This window comes from Paenibacillus sp. oral taxon 786 str. D14 (assembly GCF_000159955.1).
GTDB classification, from domain to species: Bacteria; Bacillota; Bacilli; order Paenibacillales; family Paenibacillaceae; genus Fontibacillus; species Fontibacillus phoenicis.
Genome location: NZ_GG695986.1, coordinates 25,613 through 47,363, shown reverse-complemented (window position 1 = coordinate 47,363; position 21,751 = coordinate 25,613). Strand labels below are relative to the sequence as shown.

The following is a 21,751-nucleotide window of genomic DNA, read 5'->3' as shown; positions in this document are numbered from 1 at the left end:
AAATTGAGCAAAGTGCTGATTTTGGAGGACGAAGAGTCCATCCGGAGTTTTATCGTCATTAACTTGAAACGAAACGGCTTCGATGTGCTCGAAGCGGCGGACGGCAACGAAGCGTTAAGCAAGCTGCAAAGCGTTCCGGACATTGACATCGCGCTCCTCGACGTGATGGTGCCGGGGATTGACGGCTTTGAGGTGTGCCGGCGGATCCGCGAAACGAATGAACGGATCGGGATTATTTTCCTCACGGCCAAAGTGCAGGAGCAGGATAAGGTCTATGCGTTGTCCGTTGGGGCGGATGATCATGTCAGCAAGCCGTTTAGCCCAACCGAGCTGATCGCCCGCATTCAGTCTCTGCTGCGCCGGGTCAATGTCTACCGCGAGAGCAGTGCGAAGGTGACGTTTACGTCCGGACCGTTTACGCTGGATTTGATCTCCAAGCAATTTAAGAAGAACGGGCGGCTGATTGAGCTGACTCCAACGGAGTTTTCGTTGATTCAGTTCTTCCTGGAGAAGGAGAATACCCCGCTGAGCCGTGATGTACTTTTGGATCACGTCTGGGGTAAGGAATATATGGGCGATCCAAAGATCGTGGATGTGAATATTCGCCGTTTGCGGCAGAAGATTGAAACGAACCCGTCCGAACCGGCTTTCCTGCAAACCGTGTGGGGGCACGGTTATAAGTGGAAAGGCGAGGGACAATGATCAAGAAAGGGATTGGACGGCAAATCGTCTTACACTATTTCATCGTTGTATTCGTAACCTTGTTTATGGTCGAGGTTATTTTCACGTTGGCCATTCGCATGTATTATTACGATACGATCTATAATCACATGTCCAATCACTCGATGTGGGCTTCGGACTACTTCCAGAAATTCGTCCGGTTGAATACGGAGGGGGATCCGGATTATTTTACGGAAATGCTCCGCACCTTTGAGCTGGATAATACCGAGCTGATGATTCTGGATCGCAACGGCGAGGTGAAGGCAAGCACCAATCCGTTTCAAGCCGACAAAGCGATTCAGACCAGCGATGTTCCGCAAGCGTTAGCCGGGAACGTCGGCAAATGGATCGGGCGGCAGCCGGCGACCGGCGAGCTGGTGATGGCTGTTTCAAGGCCGCTTCAGATCCAAGGACATACGCAATACATCGTCCGCTACGTCACCTCGATGGAGTCGGTCAATTCCAAGCTGCTGAACTTGACCTTCATGTCGATTGCGGTTTCGGCGGCTGTACTGGCTATCGTTACGTTGTTTAGCATCGGATTGGCGAACTCGATTGTTAAGCCCATTAATAATATTCGTGCCGTATCGGCGCAAATGGCGCGAGGGAAGTTCGATGCGCGAATCAAGGGCAATTACCGTTATGAGCTTGGTGAACTGGCAGCTACCTTGAATTATATGGCCGAGGAGATCGTCCGCAGCAATCAGATCAAGGACGATTTTATCTCATCAATTTCACACGAGCTGCGCACGCCATTGACGGGGATTAAAGGCTGGAGCGAGACGTTAACCTCCGGCGGCTTCGATCCTGAGGAGACGAAGATTGGGATAGGGATTATCGCGAAAGAAACCGATCGCTTGATTGGACTTGTCGAGGAAATCCTTGATTTCTCGAAGCTGCAATCCAACGAGATGAAGCTGGTGATCGGAGAGGTGAACCTCAAAGAACTGCTTCAGGAGACGATGCTCAACGTCTGGGCAAAGGCGGAACAGAAGCATATTCAGTTGAAGCTCGAGGATAAAACCGACGGCACCGCCATTGTCAGCGGGGACGGCAACCGTCTGAAGCAAGTGTTCTTGAACGTGGTGGACAATGCGATCAAGTTTTCCCATGAACAAAGCTGGATTCATCTGGTCATCGACCGTCTGGATGCGGAACGTGTGAAAGTGGATGTCATCGATTCGGGGATTGGCATTAGCGAGGAGTATTTAAAAAAAGTGAAAGATCGTTTCTTCCAGGTGAATCACCAGGGCGGCGGTACCGGGCTGGGACTCGCAATCAGTCAGCAGTTGGTTGAGCTGCATCATGGGGAAATGGAAATTCAGAGCGAGCTTGGCGTTGGGACGACCGTCTCTGTGATCTTGCCGCTGTTAAGCGACACCCAAAGGGAAGAAGCTGCAGCCGAAACGGAGACAAAGCCTCAATAGAGAGAGAATAAATAGAGATTCATGGAGAGAAGGGAACCTACTTTGGAGCAGCTCATCGATAAACTTGAAACGGCTCAGGAAACGCTTGACGTCTTACTGGCAGGCGAAGATGATTTGGAGACGGTGCGGCAGGTCCTGGTAGAAGCCGCGACTTGGATGCAAGAAAATGGCGTGAATCAGTGGAATCCGCAGCAATTTACACCGGAGCTGATTCGGTCATATTTTGAAGATCGTGAAATTTACCTGCTGCAGGAGTCAGGCGAACCGGTGGCCTTGTTTACGCTGCAGGATTCAGATCCCGATAATTGGGGCGAGCTGAACGTTCCCGGTTACAGTTACCTGCACCGGCTCACGATCCGTTTGGCTTACCGCGGTCGCGGGCTGAGCAGTGAAATTCTACGTTATGCTGCTAAACGTTCCAAGGCGCTGGGACGTCCCGGCATACGGCTTGACTGCTGGAACCAGAACCAGAAGCTTACTCAGTTATACGAGGGCTTAGGGTATCAGCTCCAAGGAACGGGCAGCAATAACGGACGCGAATTCAATTTATATCAGCTGGACGCTGATTTATATGCACAAGTTTAACACCGATTAAAAGCACGTACAGAACCGAAAGGGACCGCCTCGAAAGATCATCCATGGATTCTTTCGAAGCGGCCCCTTTTTGGTTAGGAGAGCAAGCCTTCGGCCCGAAGCCGAGGGGCGTTATCGTACACTTCCTGAAGCAAGCGGGAGGGCTGAGGTCGGCTTACCGGTCTGGCATACACGGTTTCGTAAGGGGCCACAACGCTGATATCTCCAGGCTCCGCTTTGATGACAGTACCGTCTTTGATGATGGCGCCTTCACCGATAATCGCCCGCTCGATCACGACGTTACGGCCGATTTTCGCGCCCGGCATAATGACGCTGTCATTGATTCGGGAGTACCGGCCAATTTCCGTGCCGGCGAAAATAACCGAACGTTCTACATATCCTTCGAGTGAACAGTGATCATGGATGAGGGAGGAAGGGAAGTGGGTGTGACGTTTTTTAACCCATCCTTGCATGAGCGGCCGTTCTCGGGTAAACATCGGCCAATCCTCACGATGAAGCTTCCATTCGGAGGTCTCAACCAGCAAATCCATATGTGCTTCCCATAGACTTTGAACCGTTCCTACGTCCCGCCAATACCCTTTAAATTCATACGCGTGCAGCGGCTCGCTGCCTGCCAACATTTTCGGGATTAAGTCCTTGCCAAAATCATGGCTGGAGTTCGGATTGGCTGCATCTTCCTCGAGCTGTCGCTTTAAGAACTCCCAATCAAACAAATAGATACCCATCGAGGCGAGATTACTAGTGGGCTGCGCCGGCTTCTCCTCGAACTCGGTAATGCGGTTGTGCTCATCCTTCGTCATGATGCCAAAGCGATGGGCTTCTTCCCAGGGTACCGGCATGACCGAAATCGTTGCTTTCGCCTGGTGACTGAGATGGAAATCCAACATGTGACGGTAGTCCATATGGTAAATATGGTCTCCAGAAAGGATCAGGACGTATTTGGGCGAATGACCATCGACAAATGCCATGTTCTTGTATATGGCGTCCGCCGTTCCCGTATATTCCTCAACGCCTTCCCGATACGCTGGCAGCAAAGTGATCCCGCCATTCTCGGAGTGCTTCAGCTTCCATGGTTCTCCTTCGCCAATATGCTCATGGAGCGAAGCCGCTTCATATTGCGTCAAAACCCCAATCGTATCAATTCCGGAGTTGACGCAGTTGCTGAGAGGAAAATCGATGATCCGGTAATGTCCGCCAAAATGCACGGCCGGTTTCGCCTGCTTGGTGGTCAGCGGAGATAATCGTCGCCCCTCTCCGCCGGCAAGAAGCATTGCAATACAGTCCTTTTTCCTCATTTCATTTCCCTCCCGCATGTTTTGGTCTGTGAGGCACATACATTAGGATATAATGTAGATGGAATAAATTATGGAAAATATCTGAAAGTATTACACATTTTTGATGTAAATACTGAAAATTTTTTGAATTTCTTAAAACAGTTGACGTTCTTTCATCCGTTGTAAAGGTGGTGACAGATTTGTTTGATGCCAGGTTCGAATCAGCATGGGCTTCCGCCGTATCCCCCACGGATATTTACTTGTTCCGCGAGGGGACATTGTATCAAAGCTACCGCACGTTTGGCGCCCATCCCGTAACCGAAGGGGGAAGACGTGGAGTTCGCTTTACCGTTTGGGCCCCGAATGCATGCCAAGTCGCCGTTGTCGCCGACTGGAACGGTTGGAAGGGGACACGTGATGTACTATATAAGATACCCGATTCGGGAATTTGGACTCGTTTTTTTCCGGATGTTCCGGTTGGAAGTTTTTACAAGTATGCTTTGACCGGGCCGGATGGGGAGACCCGCTTGAAGGCAGATCCATATGCTTTTTATGCAGAAGTGCGGCCAAAAACAGCTTCCATCATCACTGAATTGGACAACTACGTTTGGGGAGATGAGAAGTGGATCCAGAACCGCAGCGCACCTTACGCACAGCCGCTCAACATTTATGAGCTTCACTTCGGGACCTGGCGGCAACGGCCCGACGGTTCTTTTTACACATACCGAGAGATGGCGGATTTGTTAATCCCCTACGTGAAAGAGATGGGCTACACCCATATCGAAATCATGCCTCTATGTGAGCATCCGTATGATTTATCATGGGGATATCAAGCGACGGGTTATTTTGCCCCTACCAGCCGGTATGGGGAGCCGCAGGACTTAATGTATTTCGTGGATTGCTGTCATCAGGCCGGGATTGGCGTGTTGCTCGACTGGGTGCCGGGCCATTTTACGAAGGATGATCACGGGCTGCGTCTTTTTGACGGAACGCCCCTGTTCGAGTACGCCGATCCGGCCAAAGCGGAGAAACCGGGATGGGGGACGCTCAGCTTTGATTTCAGTAAACCCGAGGTACGTTCTTTTTTGATCTCCAGCGCGATATATTGGCTTGAAAAGTATCATTTCGACGGGCTGAGAGTCGATGCCGTGACCAGCATGATTCGTTACGATTTCGAGAAACCGTCCTGGGCGGCAGCGCGTAACGAAAAGGGCGGCAGCGAAAATCTGGAGGCGATAGAATTCCTGCGGCAGCTCAATACTGCGGTGTTCCGCTACTTCCCGCATGCTTTGATGATGGCGGAAGAGTCCAGCGCATGGCCGTTAGTGACCGCCCCTGCGCATCAGGGTGGACTTGGCTTTAATTACAAGTGGAATATGGGGTGGATGAACGATACGTTGGATTATTTTGAAACTCCGTTCAACGAAAGACCTCACCGTCATCACTTGCTTACGTTCCCGATTTGGTACGCCTATTCGGAGAATTTTACGCTGCCGCTCTCCCATGACGAGGTGGTACACGGCAAAAAATCACTGCTGGACAAAATGCCGGGCAGCTACGAGCAAAAATTCGCCGGACTTCGCCTGTTACTTGGGTATCAGCTGACAACTCCAGGGAAAAAACTGTTATTTATGGGCGGAGAATTTGGCCAATTTATCGAGTGGCGTGATCAAGGGGAGCTGGATTGGTTCCTGCTTGATTACGAGTCACATCGGCAGATTCATGGGTATTGCCAGGCGCTAAATCGCTTTTATCTGCAAGAGCCGGCGCTGTGGGAGCAGGATCATGCGCCTGAGGGGTTTCAGTGGATGATCCCGGACGATGACAAACAAAGTGTGATTGCGTATGTGCGAAAAGGAACGCGGCCGCAGGAGCTGTTGCTAGTGCTGCTGAACTTTCTGCCGGAGGAGCGGAGGGAGTATCGTGTTGGCGTCCCTTTGCCTGGACGGTACGAGCTTGTCTTTAACAGCGATGATGTTCGATTCGGCGGGTTCGGCTGCCCACAGCCCAAGCTGCAATTAAGCGAAAAAACGGCTTGGAACGGCAGGCCCCAAAGCCTGACCGTTACGCTTCCTCCGCTGAGCATGACCGTGTGGAAGCGTCAAGCGCCAAGAAGGAGGGTGAAACGATGAAGATTTTGTTTGCTGCGGCCGAAGTCGCACCGTTTATCAAAACCGGAGGCTTGGCTGACGTGATTGGGGCACTGCCAAAGGCACTGATTGAAGCGGGCCATGATGTGCGGATCATCATGCCAAGATATCGCGAGCTGCCGCAAGTTTACCGTGAGCGTCTGCATCATCTTGGCACGGGTACGGTTCCGGTGGGATGGCGGAAGAAGTATGGCGGCATTTCCCGGCTGGACTGGGAAGGGGTTCCCGTGTACATGATTGATAACGAAGACTATTTTGGCAGAACAGGAATTTATGGGCATTGGGATGACGGCGAGCGGTTCGCGTACTTGGATCGGGCGGTGCTGGAGCTGCTTCCCCTTACCGGGTTTATGCCGGACATTATTCATTGCCATGACTGGCATACGGCGATGGTCCCGCTCTTGTTAAAGGAGCATTACCGAGATCGGCACGAATACCGGAATATTCGAACCGTTTATACCATACATAACTTGTTATATCAGGGGATTTTTCCGAAAGAGATTCTGGGAGATCTGTTGGGGCTCCCTTGGGACTACTTCACGCCGGAAGGGGTAGAGTATTACGATCAAGTCAGCTTTATGAAAGCCGGCTTGGTCTACGCCGATCATGTAACGACGGTCAGCCCAACTTATGCTGAGGAGATCAAGACCGAGCATTACGGTTATGGGCTGGACGGTCTGCTTCGCTCAATCAGCGGCCGATTGTCGGGAATCGTGAACGGGATCGATACCCGACTATATGATCCGGAGACCGATCTGGAGCTATTCGCCCGTTACAGTCGCAATTTGGGACAGAAACGCGCCAATAAACCGGTGCTTCAGCGGGAGCTGGGCCTGCCGGAAGCACAGGATACGCCGCTTATCTCGATGGTTACTCGTCTGGTCGAACCGAAGGGGCTGGATCTGGTCATTCGGGTATTAGATGAATGGCTTAGCACAGACGATGTGCAATTAGTGTTGCTTGGCACGGGGGATCCCGCATATGAAGATTGGTTCCGGGAAGCGGCATGGCGTCATCCCGGGAAGCTGTCGGTCCAAATCAAGTTCAGCGACGCGTTATCTCGGCGCATCTATGCCGGCAGCGACATCTTCCTAATGCCATCGCGTTTTGAGCCTTGCGGCATCAGCCAGCTATTGGCGCTGCGGTACGGCACAATCCCCGTTGTAAGAGAAACCGGCGGTCTCAACGATACCGTGCGTTCCTATAATGAATTTACAAGCGAAGGCAACGGCTTCACCTTCCATAACTATAACGCGCATGATATGTTGTACACGCTTCGCCGGGCGGTGTCGTTCTACCACCAGCCTGAGCATTGGCATCGGATAACAGCAAATGCATTCGCCGGTGATTACGGCTGGGATGCATCGGCAAGACAATATATTCACATTTATGAGAGCCTAAAGAAATAGCGGACGAGTCGCTCGTCCGCTTTTTGTCGTTATTTTTGAATGTGCCGATACAAAATGCGGAAGCCGTAAGGATCCAAGGAAATGCTCATGACCCCGTTCGTTGGCGCGACGGCTTCTTCGGTAAGGGCGTCCCGCCAATCGCTTGTTTGCATCGGATGGGTGAGGGTGACTGGCTTGGGGGTATTGTTCATCCACACGGTAAAATGCATCTTCTCATCCATTCGTTCGTATACGATACACGGATCCCCCGGTTCCGCGTGCAGAAATCGAAAATGACCGTGACGAAGCGCCGGATGCTGCTTCCTCAGCCTAATCATCAGCTTGTAGAAATCATACAACTCACGGTCCTGCTTGCTGCGATCCCACTCCATGCACTTCCGGCAATCTGGATCCCCCTCGCCAGTTAGACCGATCTCATCGCCGTAGAACAAGCAAGGCGTTCCAATATACGTAAACAGAAACACCACGCAGAGCTTGAGCTTGCGCTTGTCGCCGCCGACACGGGTCAGCAGACGGGGGGTATCATGGCTGCCCAGCATGTTGAAGATCACTTCATTCGTTTGATGCGGATATCGCATGATCAGCGCACCCATCTCATCGGAGAAGGCAGCCCCGTCTACACCGCCGTTAAAAAACTCCAGCACTTTATCCGCAAAGGGATAATTCATCACCGAATCAAATTGATCGCCCAGCAGCCAGTTTAGTGAGTCACTCCATACCTCTCCGATCAAATAGGCTTCCGGGTTTGCCTGTTTCACCACCTGCCGGAACTCCCGCCAGAACGAATGATCGATTTCATTAGCGACGTCAAGCCGCCAGCCGTCCAATTTGATTTCCTTAATCCAATATTCGGCGACTTCCAGCAAATACTTCTTAAGTTCCGGGTTCGCTGTATTAAATTTAGGCATGTTGGGGAAGAACCCAAACGTATCATAAGTCGGAATCCCGTTCTCTACTCTGGCAGGGAACTGGTTGACATGAAACCAACCGGCATAAGGGGAGGCTTCTCCATGTTTGAGGACGTCCTGGAACGGAGGGAAATGCTCCCCGCAATGATTAAAGACCGCGTCCAACACCACCCGGATCCCTCGGTTATGACAATGCTCAACCAACTCCCGCAGCAAGTCGTTGTTCCCAAAGTGAGGGTCAACCTGCTTATAATCGACGGTGTCGTATTTATGGTTGGACGGAGCCAAAAATAGAGGCGTGAGATAAATCGCCGTGATACCCAGGTCCGTCAAATCGTCCAGGTGGTCAATGATTCCCTGCAAATCGCCGCCGAAGTAATTTTCACGGGTCGGCTTGCCTCCCCAGGCTTCGACCGGCTTGGGGTCATTGGAAGGGTCTCCATTGGCGAACCGCTCCGGCATAATCTGATAAAAGACCGCTTGCTTCGCCCATTCCGGCACCCGGACTACTTCGTTTTCATGGATATACGGGAATTCAAAGCATTCCCCCGGCGGTTGAGGGGACTCCGATTGAATCCCCGTGTCCAGCAGGTAAACCGTTTCCGTTCCCGCCGTAAGCTTAAAGGCATAGGAAAGGCGCTTGAACTTGGGACGCACAGCGACCTCCCAATAGTCGAACATGCGGTCATGGGCCGTTTTTTCCATCGGCAGCTCCTGGTAGGTTCCCGTCCAATCGTATTTGTCCCCGGTCATCGCAACAACCTGTTCCACATCATCCCGTTTGGTCCGGATGCGAAGATGGATCGTGGTTGAATCATAGGCATACGCCCATTTATCCCGGGGCACATGGTAGAGCGCTTCAAGCAGCACTGATTGGCGCCTCCTCTCGTAAATTCGCTAGGGATGGTGATGATGTTCATTATTCCCCAAGGCAGCAAGGAGCATGAACCCAATGTGAAACATAATTCAGGATTGAATTGACCAAAGTATGATAAATAGGGATTTGCGAGGTTCAATAGGGCAGATCTGTGAAAACTTTTGTATATCATGAAAATTGTTTTGCATATATATGCATTCTGATTTATAATTAGCCCAGTAATCATCATCGAGTGTAATAAGTAAAGCAGAATAGGAGAGAAAAGCATGAAAAAATGGGGCATGTTATTCATAGCGGTCTTGATGGTAACCATGGTGCTGGCCGCTTGTGGTCAGGAAAAAAATAACAGCGGCAACGCGGCAAACAACGCCGGCCAAGCCGCGAACCAAAATGAGACTCAAGCGGGCGGAGACCAAACCGAACCGGCTAAGAAACTGATCGTAGGGATGAGTGCGGACTTCCCGCCGTATGAATTCCACATTAAGAACGACAAAGGCGAAGACGAAATCGTTGGTTTCGACGTAGAAATCGCTAAGGAAATCGCTAAGGATCTGGGCGCTGAGCTGGAGATTAAAGACTTGAAATTCGATACGTTGCTGAACGAGCTGTCGAGCGGACGTGTGGATCTCGTCATTTCTGGACTCAGCCCAACTCCAGAACGTGCTGAACAAATCGACATGTCGCAAATTTACTACAAAGCGGAGCAAGCTGTGGTGACTCGTGAAGCGGACAAAGACAAGTTCAGCACAATGGAATCGCTGGAGGGCGCGAAAATCGGCGTTCAACAAGGTTCCATTCAAGAAGAAATGGCGAAGGAAATTCCGAATGCCAAACTAACCTCGCTGGCTAAAATCAATGACATCATTATGCAGTTGAACTCCAACCGTGTAGATGCTGCTATTTTGGAAGGTCCTGTCGCAGAATCGTTCGTTAAGAACGTTAAAGGCCTGGTCATCACCGATGCCAAGCCGGTAACTGAGGATGAAGGCTACGTGATTGGCATTAAGAAAGGCAACCAAGAGCTGTTGGATCAAGTGAATAAGACGCTCGATCGCTTGATTAGCGCAGGCAGCATCGATCAATTCGTTGCCGAAGCTAGCGAACTGGCCGAAAAATAATCACGATATCCATCCACAGAAAATAGCGAAGCTTTCGCTATTTTCTGTTTTTTTGCTTAAGGGTTTAAGGTAAAGGAGGAGGAAGGAAGGCGTTATGGACTTAATTTCAATGTTTATGGAATACCGCAGTTACTTCTTGGCCGGTGTTCAGTATACCCTACTCTTGGCAGCGATCAGCGTGATATGCGGCTTCTTTCTTGGTTTGTTGATCGCACTATTGCGCATGTCGCCATGGGGGATCCTACGGTTTCTGGGGCATGTGTGGGTTGAATTTCTGCGTGGCACCCCAATGATGGTACAGCTGTTGATTATTCACTACGGGTTCGCATTTATGTTTGATATTAATTTCACCCCGATTCAGTCAGGTGCGATTACATTGTCCATTAACAGTTCGGCTTATTTGGCGGAAATTTTCCGTGCCGGCATTCAAGGTGTCGATCGGGGACAAGGGGAAGCGGCCCGTTCCTTGGGGATGACCAAAGGGATGGCTATGCGCCATATCATCATTCCGCAGGCGATCAAATCGGTGCTTCCCGCGATTGGCAACGAGTTTATTACGATCATTAAAGAATCGTCGATCGTATCGATCATCGGTACGGCCGAGCTGATTTATCAAGCACAGTCCGTCGTGACGATTACGTACGATGGGATGACGCCTTATTTGATCATCGCCATTATGTACTTTATTCTGACATTCACGCTGTCTCGGATTTTGGGCGTGTTCGAAAGGAAGTTGAAGACCAGTGATCACCGTTAAAGGTTTGCATAAAAAATTCGGCCAACTCCATATTTTGCGCGGGATCGATCTGGAAATCTCCAAAGGCGAAGTTGTCGTCGTCATCGGTCCTAGCGGGTCGGGGAAAAGTACGTTTCTCCGCTGCCTGAACCTGTTAGAGGTTCCGACCGAAGGGGAGATCACCTTTGAAGGCGCTTCGATCACCGCCAAGGGACATGACATCAATAAAACCCGCGAGAAAATGGGGATGGTGTTCCAGCACTTTAATCTATTCCCGCACAAGACCGTGATCGACAACATTACGCTCGCGCCGATTCGCGTGAAGAAGCTCGATAAAGGCAAAGCGGAAGCGATCGCCATGGACCTGCTTCGCACGGTTGGACTGGAGGATAAGCGGGACGCCTATCCGGCGCAGCTCTCCGGCGGACAGAAGCAGCGGATTGCGATTGCCCGCGCATTGGCTATGGAGCCGCATGTGATGCTGTTTGATGAACCGACGTCGGCCCTGGACCCGGAAATGGTCGGAGAGGTGCTTGACGTTATGAAGAACCTGGCTGAACGGGGAATGACGATGGTTATCGTTACGCATGAGATGGGATTTGCCCGTGAGGTTGGCGACCGCATCCTGTTTATGGATCAAGGTGTCATTCTGGAGCAAGGTACGCCGCAAGAGGTGTTTGGGGCGCCGAAGCATCAGCGTACGCAGGATTTTTTAAGCAAAGTATTATAAATCTTAAGGACCGTCCGAGCTTCCATTCGGGCGGTTTTTTGTCCTCCGATGGATCGAACGTACGATCTAAATTTACACTCTTTTTACCTTTGAACACAAAAATGTAACCAGTCCAATCAAGCAATTCCGCCGTTTGGTGGGATTTACCTGACCTATTGGTTACAAAATTGTGATATATTAAGTAGGCCGAAACCTGAACTTGAGGTGCGGGGGACGAAAGATGAAAACAGGGGCTGCCTAGCTGACTGTTTTCTTGGGGTGAAGCGTATCGAAGCGATGCGCCGGGAATGATCCTTTTTCCCGAATCCGACAACTAACTCCGCAGGCGCAGTAAAAAGGAGGGCAATTCATTTGAATACTCGTATTTGGTCTAAAATTGCAGCAACGGCGCTGATCGCCGCAAGCCTTACGATTCCGATGCAGACGACTTCCGTCCATGCAGACGCGGTACATAAAGCCGTGGAAGGAGATACTTTTTATCTTCTTGCCAAAAAATATGGCGTAGATATGAATAAGCTCATGGCTGCCAACCCATCCATCAATCCGAAAAATATTTACGCTGGTTTAAAAATCACCATTCCGGGAGTTCAAACCCAAACGACGGGAGTTGCTTCCGCTGCTCCGGCGAAGAAGGAGAGCGCAGCTACGACAACTGCTTCCGCTTCCAAGCTCAAGGTCATGTCTACCGGGAACGTGGTTGAAGCATGGGGGAAAACCTTTACTTACTCGAAAACGATCAATGTGAAAGCATCGGCGTATTCGGCATCAGCTAGTGAGAATGGAAAATGGGGCGCGGTTGACTACTTCGGCAACCCGCTGAAGCTTGGTACCATCGCTGTTGATCCGAATGTCATTCCGATGGGCACAAAGGTGCTGGTGACCGGCCACAACCATGACGGTCTGCCGGATCAGGCTTTTGTAGCTACGGCCACCGATCAGGGGGGCGCAATCAAGGGTAACCGGATTGATATCTTTATTCCCGGCAGCGCAGCAAATGCGAAATCGTTTGGTTTCCAAGATGTGACGCTTTACGTATTAAATTAAACACCTTGTTTAAAAAAGTCGGTCAGAATGTATCCTGGCCGACTTTTTGTGCTTGCTGGCGAAGTGCCTGATTTTCAGATGATTCCCAATACATCAGCGGTATTTGGTCGTATGCAGCAGCTCGGAAAGATCAACGAATTGATACCCCTGTGCCTGCAAGGCGTCGATGATCTTCGGCAAAGCCTGGATGGTGCCGGTTAAGTCGGAGCCAACGCCGCCGCCTGAGTGCTGAAGGATGATCGAGCCGGGCCCCGCCGTGCGCATCACGTTGGAGATCACTTTGTTCTTGTCGATCCCTTTCCAATCCTGTGAATCCACATTCCAATTGACGAGGGTGTAGCCGTTCTTTTTCGCCCATTGAACCTGTTCTTCCTTGATTTCTCCATAAGGCGGCCGAATCAGCTGGGGACGGTATCCAACGACGTTCTGGATAATTTTCTCCGTGCGTAAAATCTCGCTCTGGAACTGCTTAATGGAGCGGTTGCGGAAGTTCGGATGATTAAAGGAGTGATTGCCGATGAGATGGCCTTCGTGATGCATCCGCCGTAACAGGCCGGGAAACTTCTTAGCCCGTGCACCAACAACAAAGAAGGTGGCTTTGACCCCTTTCCGGTGAAGCACGTCCAAAATTTGCGGCGTAAACCGCGGATCCGGACCATCATCGAAGGTCAGTGCAATCTGCTTCACCTCCGGCCCCCGGAAGATGAAGGTTTCTGAATATTTGCGCCGCAGCTCACCAAGATCTGCCGGCTTGGCACCTGCGGGCACGAGTGCCGCCTTCTTGTCCGCCTGGTCCCCCTGAGATTCTGGCCCTCTGTTTTCGAGATCCAGTGCGGCGGCTTTGACGGGATAAAATTCCGTCCCGCCCACCATGATCAGAGAAGCGGTCATGCAGCAGACCAGAGCATTCTTAAGCTGAATAAGCAATTTGAAGTCCCCCTTCAACCCAAAACTGTACATGTCCTCTAGTATCCCCTAACTTTTTCAGATCATGATGGATTGTGAAAAATTGCGCTGATTTCCTCTCATGATTCGCTGTGAGAGATGTCACAGACGATCCCGCTAAAAAATTGCATCCTTTGATGAAGTGTAATCAAATGGGGTGGGGTGAACATATGGCAATCGTAGTGGCTAACGAGGAAATATCACCAGGGGTGTTCAAACTGTCCGTACAAGGGCGATTTACGGGAAAAATGGGGCAATTCTACATGTTGCGTGCAGGAGAACGCTATCCGTTACTGTCCCGACCGATCAGCATCTTTGATCTCGAAGAGGATCGGCTGGATTTCTTGATCCGGGTTGCGGGGGTAGGTACGACCCGGTTATCTGAACTGAAGCAAGGCGACCGATTGACCTTGGACGGGCCGTTTGGTAACGGGTTTCCGCCGCTGGAGGGAAGAACCGCCTTTGTAGGCGGTGGCATCGGCATCGCTCCGTTTTATTATGCGCTTAGGGAAGCACCGCAGGCAGACGTATATCTCGGTTACAGCCGCGAGCCTTATTTGGTAGAGGAGTTCCGTGCGATGTCCCGCGGCAACGTGACGGTGGATGTAGGCGGCTCGATTCTAGAGAAAGTGGATTTTCGGGCGTACGATACGGTAATTGCTTGCGGGCCTCATCCGATGTTGCATGCCGTCCAGCGCAAACAGGCGGAAAGCGGTGGCCAGGCCAAGGTATACGTCTCCCTGGAGAATCGGATGGCATGCGGAATCGGTGCTTGCCTTGTCTGCAGCGTGAAATGCAGAGACGGCCGGAAGAAGGCTTGCGCTGACGGGCCGGTATTTTTGGCGGAAGAGGTGATGTTTGTATGACGGATTTATCGTGTCGCCTCGCTGGAGTCTTTTTTAAAAATCCTATCGTGATGGCCTCTGGAACGTTTGGCTTTGGTCAGGAATATGGTGCGATTTATGATATCAATCAACTAGGCGGGTTGTCCGGCAAAGGGTTAACGCTGCATCCAAAGGCAGGGAACGAAGGCGTTCGCGTAGCTGAGACAGCGTCGGGGATGTTAAACAGCGTTGGATTGGAGAATCCGGGCATCTACGCCTTCCTGCGTGAGGAATGTCCGAGATGGGAGCAGCTGGATCTGGTACGGATCGTGAATTTGGGCGGGAATACGATTGAAGAGTACGTGGAAGGTGCGAGGCTGATCGATGAGGATGCGGCTTGGCGAAGACGGGAAGGCAGAACCGCTGTTGACATGATCGAGCTGAATATTTCCTGCCCGAACGTCAAAGCCGGGGGCATGGCGTACGGGATCAAAACGGAGATCGCCCGGCAGGTCGTTCGCGAGGTTCGGGCTGCGACGACGCTGCCGCTGATCGTCAAGCTGTCGCCCAACGCCGAGGATATCGTGGGCATGGCGGTGATGTGCCAGGAGGAACAAGCGGATGGCGTTTCGCTAATCAATACGTTTTCGGCGATGAAAATCGACATTACCAAGCGTAGGAGCGTGTTCGACAATCTGTATGCCGGTCTGTCCGGTCCGGCAATTAAGCCAATCGCTTTGCGGATGGTGCATCAAGTCTGTCAAGCCGTAACCCTGCCGGTAATGGGGATGGGCGGCATCAGCTGCGCAGAGGACGTCGTTGAGTTTATTATGGCCGGCGCTGCCGTCGTTCAGGTGGGGACGCATAACTTCGTTCATCTTCGAGCGGGAGAGCAACTGGTCGCTGACCTTACGGCCTGGATGGAGGCTGAAGGGGTTCAAACCTTGGACGAAATTCGCGGAATCCTATAAAATAAAGGGCATACTGTTGTGGAAGGAGCTGCGGAAATTGTCATTTGAGGATATTAAGCTGGAAGCGATCCCGGTTGGCCGCGATTTACTGCTGCTGATAACCGGTGGCGTATCACATATCGGAGCGGCGTCCACCGCTTATCAAGCAGGGGGAGACATTGAAGTATTGACCTCCGCCGTACCGGGACATAAAGAACACACCTTAACCGAGGAATATGCCCGTCGCGCATCGGAGGCACTCGGCCGAACCGTCACTGTGGTCATGGGGATTCATTACGACAATTTAAGCAAAGAAGAAATTATGGAGATTGCAAAGAAAACCTCCGAGATGCTGGATCAATATTTACAGGAGCAGCAAGGGAATGGAGTTGACCGGCAATGAAGTCAGCGGACCAGGCGAAGTTTCGTCGCAAAGCGTTGCCGGTACCTGAAGCCCAGGCAATCGTTCTGCCCTACGCTAAGGAGACAGAATCGGAGACCGTTCCGCTGCCGGAAGCGCTAGGTCGAATCTTGGCGGAGCGGGTAACTGCACCGCATGCATACCCGCATTTTCGCCGTTCAGGGATGGATGGGTTCGCCATTCTGAGCCGAGATACGGTGGGCTGTCATTCCGAACATCCGGTCTTCTTGGAAGTCGTAGACGAGATTCCTGCCGGCTCCGTTCCAACCGTGAAATTGAAGCCAGGGCAAGCAGCCCGGATCATGACCGGGGCGAAAGTTCCCGATGAAGCGGACGCTGTGGTGATGTTTGAGATGACCGAGTTCATTATCCGGGAGGGTAAGCCTTATATCCAATTGATTCGTGAAATTGAGTCGGGGAAGAACATCACGCCAGTTGGCCTCGAATTGTCGGAGGGAGACGTGATCCTCGAGCCTGGCCGCAGGCTGTCAGCCGGTGAACTCTCCGTGCTGGCGACGTTTGGCATTCACCGCGTTCCGGTGAAGAAACGGCCGCGAGTTGCCGTCTTCTCCACAGGCTCAGAGCTGCTGCGGATCGATGAACCGCTCCAGGACGGACGTATCCGTAACAGCAATACCTATATGCTGTACAGTCAAATCTTCGAAGCGGGCGGCGAACCGATCCTGTTGGAGGCGATCGAGGACGACTTGGCCCAAGCCAAAGCGCAGGTGGAAGCAGCCATCGCCAATTACGATCTGGTTGTAACCACAGGTGGAGTGTCTGTGGGCAACTACGATATCATGGCCGACCTGTTGTCGAGCGACAGCGTTGAGATGTTGTTTAACAAAGTCACGATGCGGCCAGGCAGCGTCACGTCTGCGGCAGTGAAGGACGGCAAGCTGTTGTTCGCGTTGTCCGGCAATCCCGGGGCTTGCTTTGTTGGCTTCGAGCTGTTTGTCCGCCCGGCAATCGGCCGGATGATGGGGGTTCCGAAGCCGTTCTTGCCTGAGTTAACAGCCGAACTGGCCCGTCCTTACAGAAAAATCAACAATTTTACCCGGTTCGTACGCGGCCGGTTGGAGGTTCGGGAAGGCAAGCTTTACGCGATTCCGGCGGAGCTGGATGAATCGGGCGTGATGATCACCATCAAGGATAGCGATGCATTAATCGTGATTCCTCCTTCTAACACGGGGATGCAAGCGGGCGAACAGGTGACGGTACTGAAGCTGCCAGGCAGCGATTTCTGATGCGGTTTGTTGATAGGCAGGACGAGGGAGGAAACGGGCGTGGTACCGGTAGTACAGATCGTCGGTTATAAAAACAGCGGGAAAACAACGCTCATTACCCGGCTGGTGAAGATATTTAATGGCATGAATCTTCGCGTGGCCGTTATCAAACATGACCTGCACGGATTTGAAGCCGATCGAGAGGGGACCGATTCGTTTCGCTTTCGAGAGGCGGGAGCGGCGGCGGCTGCGATTACTTCGCCATGGCGAACGGCCGTTTTTGAGGAGCAGGAAACACCGCTTGCGAAGCTGATTGAGCATTTTACTGAATATGAATTGATCTTGGTTGAAGGCTTCAAACATGAAACGTATCCGAAAATGGTCCTGCTGCGCTCCGCAGAGGACGAGCCGTTGATCCAGGAACTGCAGCAAGTCATCGCCATTGTCCAGAAGGGGGCGGACTTCCCCGCCAACGAGTCGGGGCCACGCCGGTTTCAACGGGATGAGGTCGAGCATATGGCGGAGTACATACGACAAAACTGGATGTAGGCTAATGCAAAGAGGACTTCCTGCCGTTGAGACGGGAAGTCCTCTTGTTGTATGCAACCTGCTAACCGCTGACCCGGCGCTCAATCGCTTCGGACATCGTCTTGTCCGTAAGATGCGCATACACCTCGGTCGTTTCGGTTGAGGCGTGACCGAGCTGCTCTTTGGTCTTGTAAATATCGTTCTGCAAATAATAGTCGGTGGCGAAGGAATGCCGTAGCTTATGAACCGTCAGGTACGGCTTGCCGAAACGTTTGGCGTACTTGATGATCATCGCTTGGATCGCGCGTTTGGTCATCCGTTTTCCTTCTTTTTGTCCGTTGGGTATGGCCACAAACAGGGCTTTCTCCCGCTTGGGCGTACGGTATCGCGCCTGCCGAAGCGTCAGATAGGCGGCCAAATCGTCCCTGCACTGCTCTCGGAAGTACACCGGCGTTTTGAACGACTCGTCGTTGTTGCCTTTCCGATAAACATAAATCAGCTTATTCGCCAGGTCCAAATCATCGATATTCAGGTTGACGACCTCGGAGACGCGTAATCCGGAATTCAGAATCAAGCTTGCGATGCAGGCATCGCGCTCCTTGTTCAGCTCATACGCATAAAGCGCCTGTTTATTGTCTGCAATATCCCGGCCATATCCTTCGGCGATGTAGGCGATAAATTCGGTTAACTCGTCTTCTTCCAAAATTTTGCCCTTGAGTTTAGCCGCTGTATCCTTCGGTTTATGGATCCGTTTGATTTCCACCTTCGCCATAATGTTTCGTTTTAACAGCGGGTAAAAGTTCTCGTCCTCGGCAATTTGGCTGAGATAGTGGAACAACGAGCGCAAGGAGGACATTTTTCGCGAGACCGTAATTTTGGAGTTGGTGCTTTCGGTTCGTGTGGTTAAGTGAAGCCGATACCCCACAATGCTCTCCATATGCAGAGTCTCCAGATCGTGGAGTGTGACTTGGGCGTTCGTCTGCGCTGCAGTTAAGCCTTCCGCCCGCAGCCAGCTGAAGAACTGTTCGTAATCCCGTACATACTCTAAAAGTGTAGAAGGGGAGAGATCCGGCAGCTTATAATCGATAAACTGCTGCACGAACCAGGGCATATGTACAACCTTCTCATCCAGTTTCTTGCGGTCGATCGCTTTTTGAATTTGCATGGGAGTACCTCCTGAATGGCTGATTATCGATGAGAGCCACGAACGTAGAAAATATAATCTGGTTCCCCGTGCGTTTGCGGTACCTCGCGGATCTCCACGTCTCCGAACGCCTCCCTGAGCCGACGCGCGAAATCCGGAGAAGGAGTAGCGCTCCAGAAGGAGAGGCAGCCGCCGGGCCGCAACCGGCGTTGCAGCGCCGCCAGACCGGCTTCATCGTATAACGAAGCATTGTCGTCAAACACTTTCCAGTCCGGTCCGTTATCGATGTCGAGACAGATTAGATCAAAGGTCTCTGCCGTCTCACGAATCCAGGCGACAAGATCCGCATGAATCAACCTCGTTCTCGCATGCGCTAAGGCATGATCGTTCACATGCGCCAAAACGGTCCGGTTCCATTCAATGACCTTGGCTTCAATCTCCACGACGGTCGCTTCCTTTACGCGGGGATCGAGAAGTGCTTCCTGCAGAGAAAAGCCAACCCCTAAGCCTCCGATCAGAACCTTCTCGGGGGAGGGGACCCGTTCCAGTGCGCGGCGGACCAGCAAGCGTTCAGACTCGCCGTTATACGTCGCCATCAGAAAGGTGCCGTTGCTGATGATTTCGAACTCCTCGCCGCGCCGTTGTAGTTGGATTTCCCCACGGGGTGTTTCGGCGCGTTCGATGATTTCAACAGGCAAATCGATATGATTCATCAGAGTAACCTCCTGTAAGTTGACGAAAGAAAAATTATGTAAACTAACCGACATGCTATTTCGATTTCAATTTCAGCAGGGCGTGATTAAATTTCTGCAGTAAGGCGGCAAACGCTTCCGTGTCTTCCTTCGGCCAATGCTTTGACACCTACCGCGCCATGGGCATTGATCCGATGCAGCAGCAGGTATGCGGCACGGTCTAAATTCCCGTTTTTTCGGGAAGCAGTTACAGTGGTCATCCGCCGATAAAGGACGGCCATCTCCAGCTCAATCGTTTCTAGCGATTTGTCATCCATAATTACGAATACCTCACAGCCAAATAGGATAAGTTTATCGTATCATAGAATGGAGAGGAAATTAAATGAATGCGGGCTTTCACAAGGAGAAAGCGTTTTTACGCATTCCAAGCAATTGACAACAATTTATATAGTTGCATGAGGGGGATAACCATGCAAGCGCATGAGATCATGATCAAACACGTGTACAAAGTCAAAGAGACCGATACGGTACGTTCTGTGATTGAAAGATTCATGGAATACCGGATCAGTGGACTTCCGGTGGTGAATGAACGCAATGAGATCGTGTCCTATATCAGTGACGGCGATATTATGCGTTACATCGGTAAACATCGCGACGTTGTGGTGGATTCGATTTATTACGTTGCTGTGTTTAAAGGGGACCAGGAGGACTTTGAACAGCGTATACGGCGCCTGCTTGACCTCAACGTCATGGAAATCGGGAAGAAGAAAGTATACACCGTGTCGTGGGATGAGGAAATTGAGAACATTGCGGCGATCTTAGGGAAGAAGCAGATTAAGAAACTCCCGGTCGAACGCAACGGGGTGCTGGTCGGAATTATCAGCCGGGGAGATGTGATCAGGCATTCCTTTAAATCATTTTTATAACTCGGGAAAGGAGTCTTTATGTCCCTATCGCGGCAGTCATCGCCGCCGGGGCGGTGCTGGGGAACAACAATAGCATGTAAAGCATGTCGATGAAGTGAAGGCAGGCCATTGATCCATCGATAGAATGCAGCGAAGAAGTGTGGAGTAGAGGCATAAAAGCAAACATTTAACCAAGTGAATTATAATGATTAATAGGATAAAATAAACATAAAAACGTCCGGTACTGCAGATTCGCATTCCGGACGTTTTTTTGCGCATCTTGGGAGTGATTACAGATCAAGTTTGGCGATTTCCGCTTTTAACTTATTCGCTGAAGCATGGAACCGAGTCAGCTCCTCATTGTCCAGCTTCAAATCCAGCACTTCGCGGACGCCAGAGCGGTCAACGATACTCGGTACGCCAAGATAAACATCAGAGACGCCGTTATAATCCGTCAGCAACGTCGAGACGTTCAGAACGGAGCCTTCGTTTTGCAAGATCGAGACGATGATGCGGTCCAACGCCAGCGCGATCGCGTAGTAAGTAGCTCCTTTGGCGTTGATGATCTCGTATGCAGCGTTTTTCGTATTGTTGAAGATCTCTTCACGGTCCTCATCAGAGAACTCCAAGCCGATGCCGGCGACGTTTGCCAAGCTCCAAAGTGGAACCTCGGAATCCCCGTGTTCGCCGATGATATGAGCATGAATGCTACGCGGGTTAATTTTCTTGTTCTGTCCAATTAGGTAACGGAAACGTGCGCTGTCAAGCAGGGTACCGGAACCGATAACGCGATTGGACGGGAATCCGCTTTTCTTCAATGTAACGTAGGACAGGATATCGACCGGGTTCGTTGCTACGAGAATGATGCCGTGATTATTGTATTTCACGATATTTTGAATGATACTGTCGAAGATGACGGCATTCCGTTTGAGCAAATCGATCCGGGTCTCGCCGGGACGTTGAGAAGCGCCTGCCGCGATCACAATGACGTCAGCATCAGCGCAATCGCTGTAATCTCCAGCCCACAGCTTCACACCTCCCGTGAAGGGAAGACCATGGTTCATGTCAAGGGCTTCGCCCAGCGCCTTCTCCTTATTGACGTCAATCAAGACCAGCTCGGACACCCGTT

The 21,751-nt window shown here is 51.5% G+C and carries 22 protein-coding genes and 1 riboswitch; of the genes, 15 read left to right on the top strand and 7 right to left on the bottom strand.

Annotated features, from left to right (window positions below):
• Positions 1 to 3: 3 nt before the first annotated feature.
• The 3 genes from POTG_RS17425 to POTG_RS17415 are packed head-to-tail and all read left to right on the top strand — an operon-like array spanning position 4 to position 2,732.
• Positions 4 to 702 (top strand): response regulator transcription factor, encoded by a 699-nt coding sequence (locus tag POTG_RS17425; RefSeq protein ID WP_009226166.1) that lies wholly within the window; start codon positions 4 to 6, stop codon positions 700 to 702.
• Positions 699 to 2,147, top strand: coding sequence for a sensor histidine kinase (locus POTG_RS17420; protein WP_009226165.1), 1,449 nt, complete (start codon positions 699 to 701; stop codon positions 2,145 to 2,147). The genes POTG_RS17425 and POTG_RS17420 overlap by 4 nt, the downstream gene beginning before the upstream one ends.
• Before the next feature lie 42 nt (positions 2,148 to 2,189).
• Positions 2,190 to 2,732 carry a GNAT family N-acetyltransferase gene (locus POTG_RS17415; protein WP_050769801.1) on the top strand — a complete coding sequence of 181 codons (543 nt, stop codon included), beginning with the start codon at positions 2,190 to 2,192 and terminating at the stop codon, positions 2,730 to 2,732.
• 83 nt (positions 2,733 to 2,815) lie between these two features.
• Here POTG_RS17415 and POTG_RS17410 read toward each other — a convergent pair whose 3' ends face one another.
• The gene (locus tag POTG_RS17410; RefSeq protein WP_009226163.1) at positions 2,816 to 4,036 is read right to left on the bottom strand and encodes a glucose-1-phosphate adenylyltransferase; all 1,221 of its coding nucleotides are present in this window, start codon (positions 4,034 to 4,036) and stop codon (positions 2,816 to 2,818) included.
• A 179-nt stretch (positions 4,037 to 4,215) separates the two neighbouring features.
• Here POTG_RS17410 and glgB point away from each other — a divergent pair, with 179 nt between their 5' ends.
• Positions 4,216 to 6,147, top strand: a complete 1,932-nt coding sequence (gene glgB / locus POTG_RS17405) for a 1,4-alpha-glucan branching protein GlgB (protein ID WP_050769800.1) — start codon at positions 4,216 to 4,218, stop codon at positions 6,145 to 6,147.
• Entirely contained in the window at positions 6,144 to 7,574 is a 1,431-nt protein-coding gene (gene glgA, locus POTG_RS17400) for a glycogen synthase GlgA (protein WP_009226161.1), read from the top strand. The genes glgB and glgA overlap by 4 nt, the downstream gene beginning before the upstream one ends.
• A 29-nt stretch (positions 7,575 to 7,603) precedes the next feature.
• Here the strand turns inward: glgA and POTG_RS17395 are convergent, their stop codons facing one another.
• Positions 7,604 to 9,352: an alpha-glycosidase gene (locus POTG_RS17395; RefSeq protein WP_009226160.1), complete on the bottom strand. Its 1,749-nt coding sequence runs from the start codon at positions 9,350 to 9,352 to the stop codon at positions 7,604 to 7,606.
• A gap of 273 nt (positions 9,353 to 9,625) precedes the next feature.
• Here POTG_RS17395 and POTG_RS17390 point away from each other — a divergent pair, with 273 nt between their 5' ends.
• From POTG_RS17390 to POTG_RS17375, 4 genes are all read left to right on the top strand, one after another.
• Positions 9,626 to 10,477 (top strand): transporter substrate-binding domain-containing protein, encoded by an 852-nt coding sequence (locus tag POTG_RS17390; RefSeq protein WP_009226159.1) that lies wholly within the window; start codon positions 9,626 to 9,628, stop codon positions 10,475 to 10,477.
• Positions 10,478 to 10,571: 94 nt separating this feature from the next.
• The gene (locus POTG_RS17385; RefSeq protein ID WP_009226158.1) at positions 10,572 to 11,234 is read left to right on the top strand and encodes an amino acid ABC transporter permease; all 663 of its coding nucleotides are present in this window, start codon (positions 10,572 to 10,574) and stop codon (positions 11,232 to 11,234) included.
• A complete protein-coding gene (locus POTG_RS17380; RefSeq protein WP_009226157.1) occupies positions 11,221 to 11,943 on the top strand; it encodes an amino acid ABC transporter ATP-binding protein in 723 nt (240 codons plus the stop codon). The genes POTG_RS17385 and POTG_RS17380 overlap by 14 nt, the downstream gene beginning before the upstream one ends.
• Before the next feature lie 174 nt (positions 11,944 to 12,117).
• A riboswitch (cyclic di-AMP (ydaO/yuaA leader) is annotated at positions 12,118 to 12,286 on the top strand.
• An 8-nt stretch (positions 12,287 to 12,294) separates the two neighbouring features.
• Positions 12,295 to 12,987: a 3D domain-containing protein gene (locus POTG_RS17375; RefSeq protein ID WP_009226156.1), complete on the top strand. Its 693-nt coding sequence runs from the start codon at positions 12,295 to 12,297 to the stop codon at positions 12,985 to 12,987.
• A 93-nt stretch (positions 12,988 to 13,080) separates the two neighbouring features.
• Here POTG_RS17375 and POTG_RS17370 read toward each other — a convergent pair whose 3' ends face one another.
• The gene (locus POTG_RS17370; RefSeq protein WP_232282338.1) at positions 13,081 to 13,914 is read right to left on the bottom strand and encodes a polysaccharide deacetylase family protein; all 834 of its coding nucleotides are present in this window, start codon (positions 13,912 to 13,914) and stop codon (positions 13,081 to 13,083) included.
• A gap of 188 nt (positions 13,915 to 14,102) precedes the next feature.
• On the opposite strand from POTG_RS17370, the gene POTG_RS17365 reads away from it, so the two are divergent.
• Genes POTG_RS17365 through mobB form a run of 5 tightly spaced genes read left to right on the top strand, consistent with a single transcriptional unit; the run spans position 14,103 to position 17,902 of the window.
• Positions 14,103 to 14,798 (top strand): dihydroorotate dehydrogenase electron transfer subunit, encoded by a 696-nt coding sequence (locus POTG_RS17365; protein WP_036646031.1) that lies wholly within the window; start codon positions 14,103 to 14,105, stop codon positions 14,796 to 14,798.
• The gene (locus POTG_RS17360; RefSeq protein ID WP_009226153.1) at positions 14,795 to 15,727 is read left to right on the top strand and encodes a dihydroorotate dehydrogenase; all 933 of its coding nucleotides are present in this window, start codon (positions 14,795 to 14,797) and stop codon (positions 15,725 to 15,727) included. Before POTG_RS17365 ends, POTG_RS17360 begins: the two co-directional genes overlap by 4 nt.
• A 37-nt stretch (positions 15,728 to 15,764) precedes the next feature.
• Positions 15,765 to 16,109 carry a hypothetical protein gene (locus tag POTG_RS17355; protein WP_009226152.1) on the top strand — a complete coding sequence of 115 codons (345 nt, stop codon included), beginning with the start codon at positions 15,765 to 15,767 and terminating at the stop codon, positions 16,107 to 16,109.
• Positions 16,106 to 17,374: a molybdopterin molybdotransferase MoeA gene (locus POTG_RS17350; protein WP_009226151.1), complete on the top strand. Its 1,269-nt coding sequence runs from the start codon at positions 16,106 to 16,108 to the stop codon at positions 17,372 to 17,374. Before POTG_RS17355 ends, POTG_RS17350 begins: the two co-directional genes overlap by 4 nt.
• 39 nt (positions 17,375 to 17,413) lie before the next feature.
• Positions 17,414 to 17,902, top strand: coding sequence for a molybdopterin-guanine dinucleotide biosynthesis protein B (gene mobB, locus POTG_RS17345; protein ID WP_009226150.1), 489 nt, complete (start codon positions 17,414 to 17,416; stop codon positions 17,900 to 17,902).
• 61 nt (positions 17,903 to 17,963) lie between these two features.
• On the opposite strand, the gene xerS is transcribed toward mobB, so the two are convergent.
• From xerS to POTG_RS17330, 3 genes are all read right to left on the bottom strand, one after another.
• Entirely contained in the window at positions 17,964 to 19,046 is a 1,083-nt protein-coding gene (gene xerS / locus POTG_RS17340) for a tyrosine recombinase XerS (protein WP_009226149.1), read from the bottom strand.
• 23 nt (positions 19,047 to 19,069) lie between these two features.
• The gene (locus POTG_RS17335) at positions 19,070 to 19,738 is read right to left on the bottom strand and encodes a spermine/spermidine synthase (RefSeq protein WP_036646029.1); all 669 of its coding nucleotides are present in this window, start codon (positions 19,736 to 19,738) and stop codon (positions 19,070 to 19,072) included.
• An 86-nt stretch (positions 19,739 to 19,824) separates the two neighbouring features.
• A complete protein-coding gene (locus tag POTG_RS17330) occupies positions 19,825 to 20,034 on the bottom strand; it encodes a hypothetical protein (protein ID WP_009226147.1) in 210 nt (69 codons plus the stop codon).
• Positions 20,035 to 20,187: 153 nt separating this feature from the next.
• Here POTG_RS17330 and POTG_RS17325 point away from each other — a divergent pair, with 153 nt between their 5' ends.
• Positions 20,188 to 20,643 (top strand): CBS domain-containing protein, encoded by a 456-nt coding sequence (locus POTG_RS17325; RefSeq protein WP_009226146.1) that lies wholly within the window; start codon positions 20,188 to 20,190, stop codon positions 20,641 to 20,643.
• Positions 20,644 to 20,912: 269 nt separating this feature from the next.
• Here the strand turns inward: POTG_RS17325 and POTG_RS17320 are convergent.
• Positions 20,913 to 21,751, bottom strand: an 839-nt coding sequence (locus POTG_RS17320) for an L-lactate dehydrogenase (protein WP_083791523.1), incomplete at its 5' end; no start/stop codon positions are given.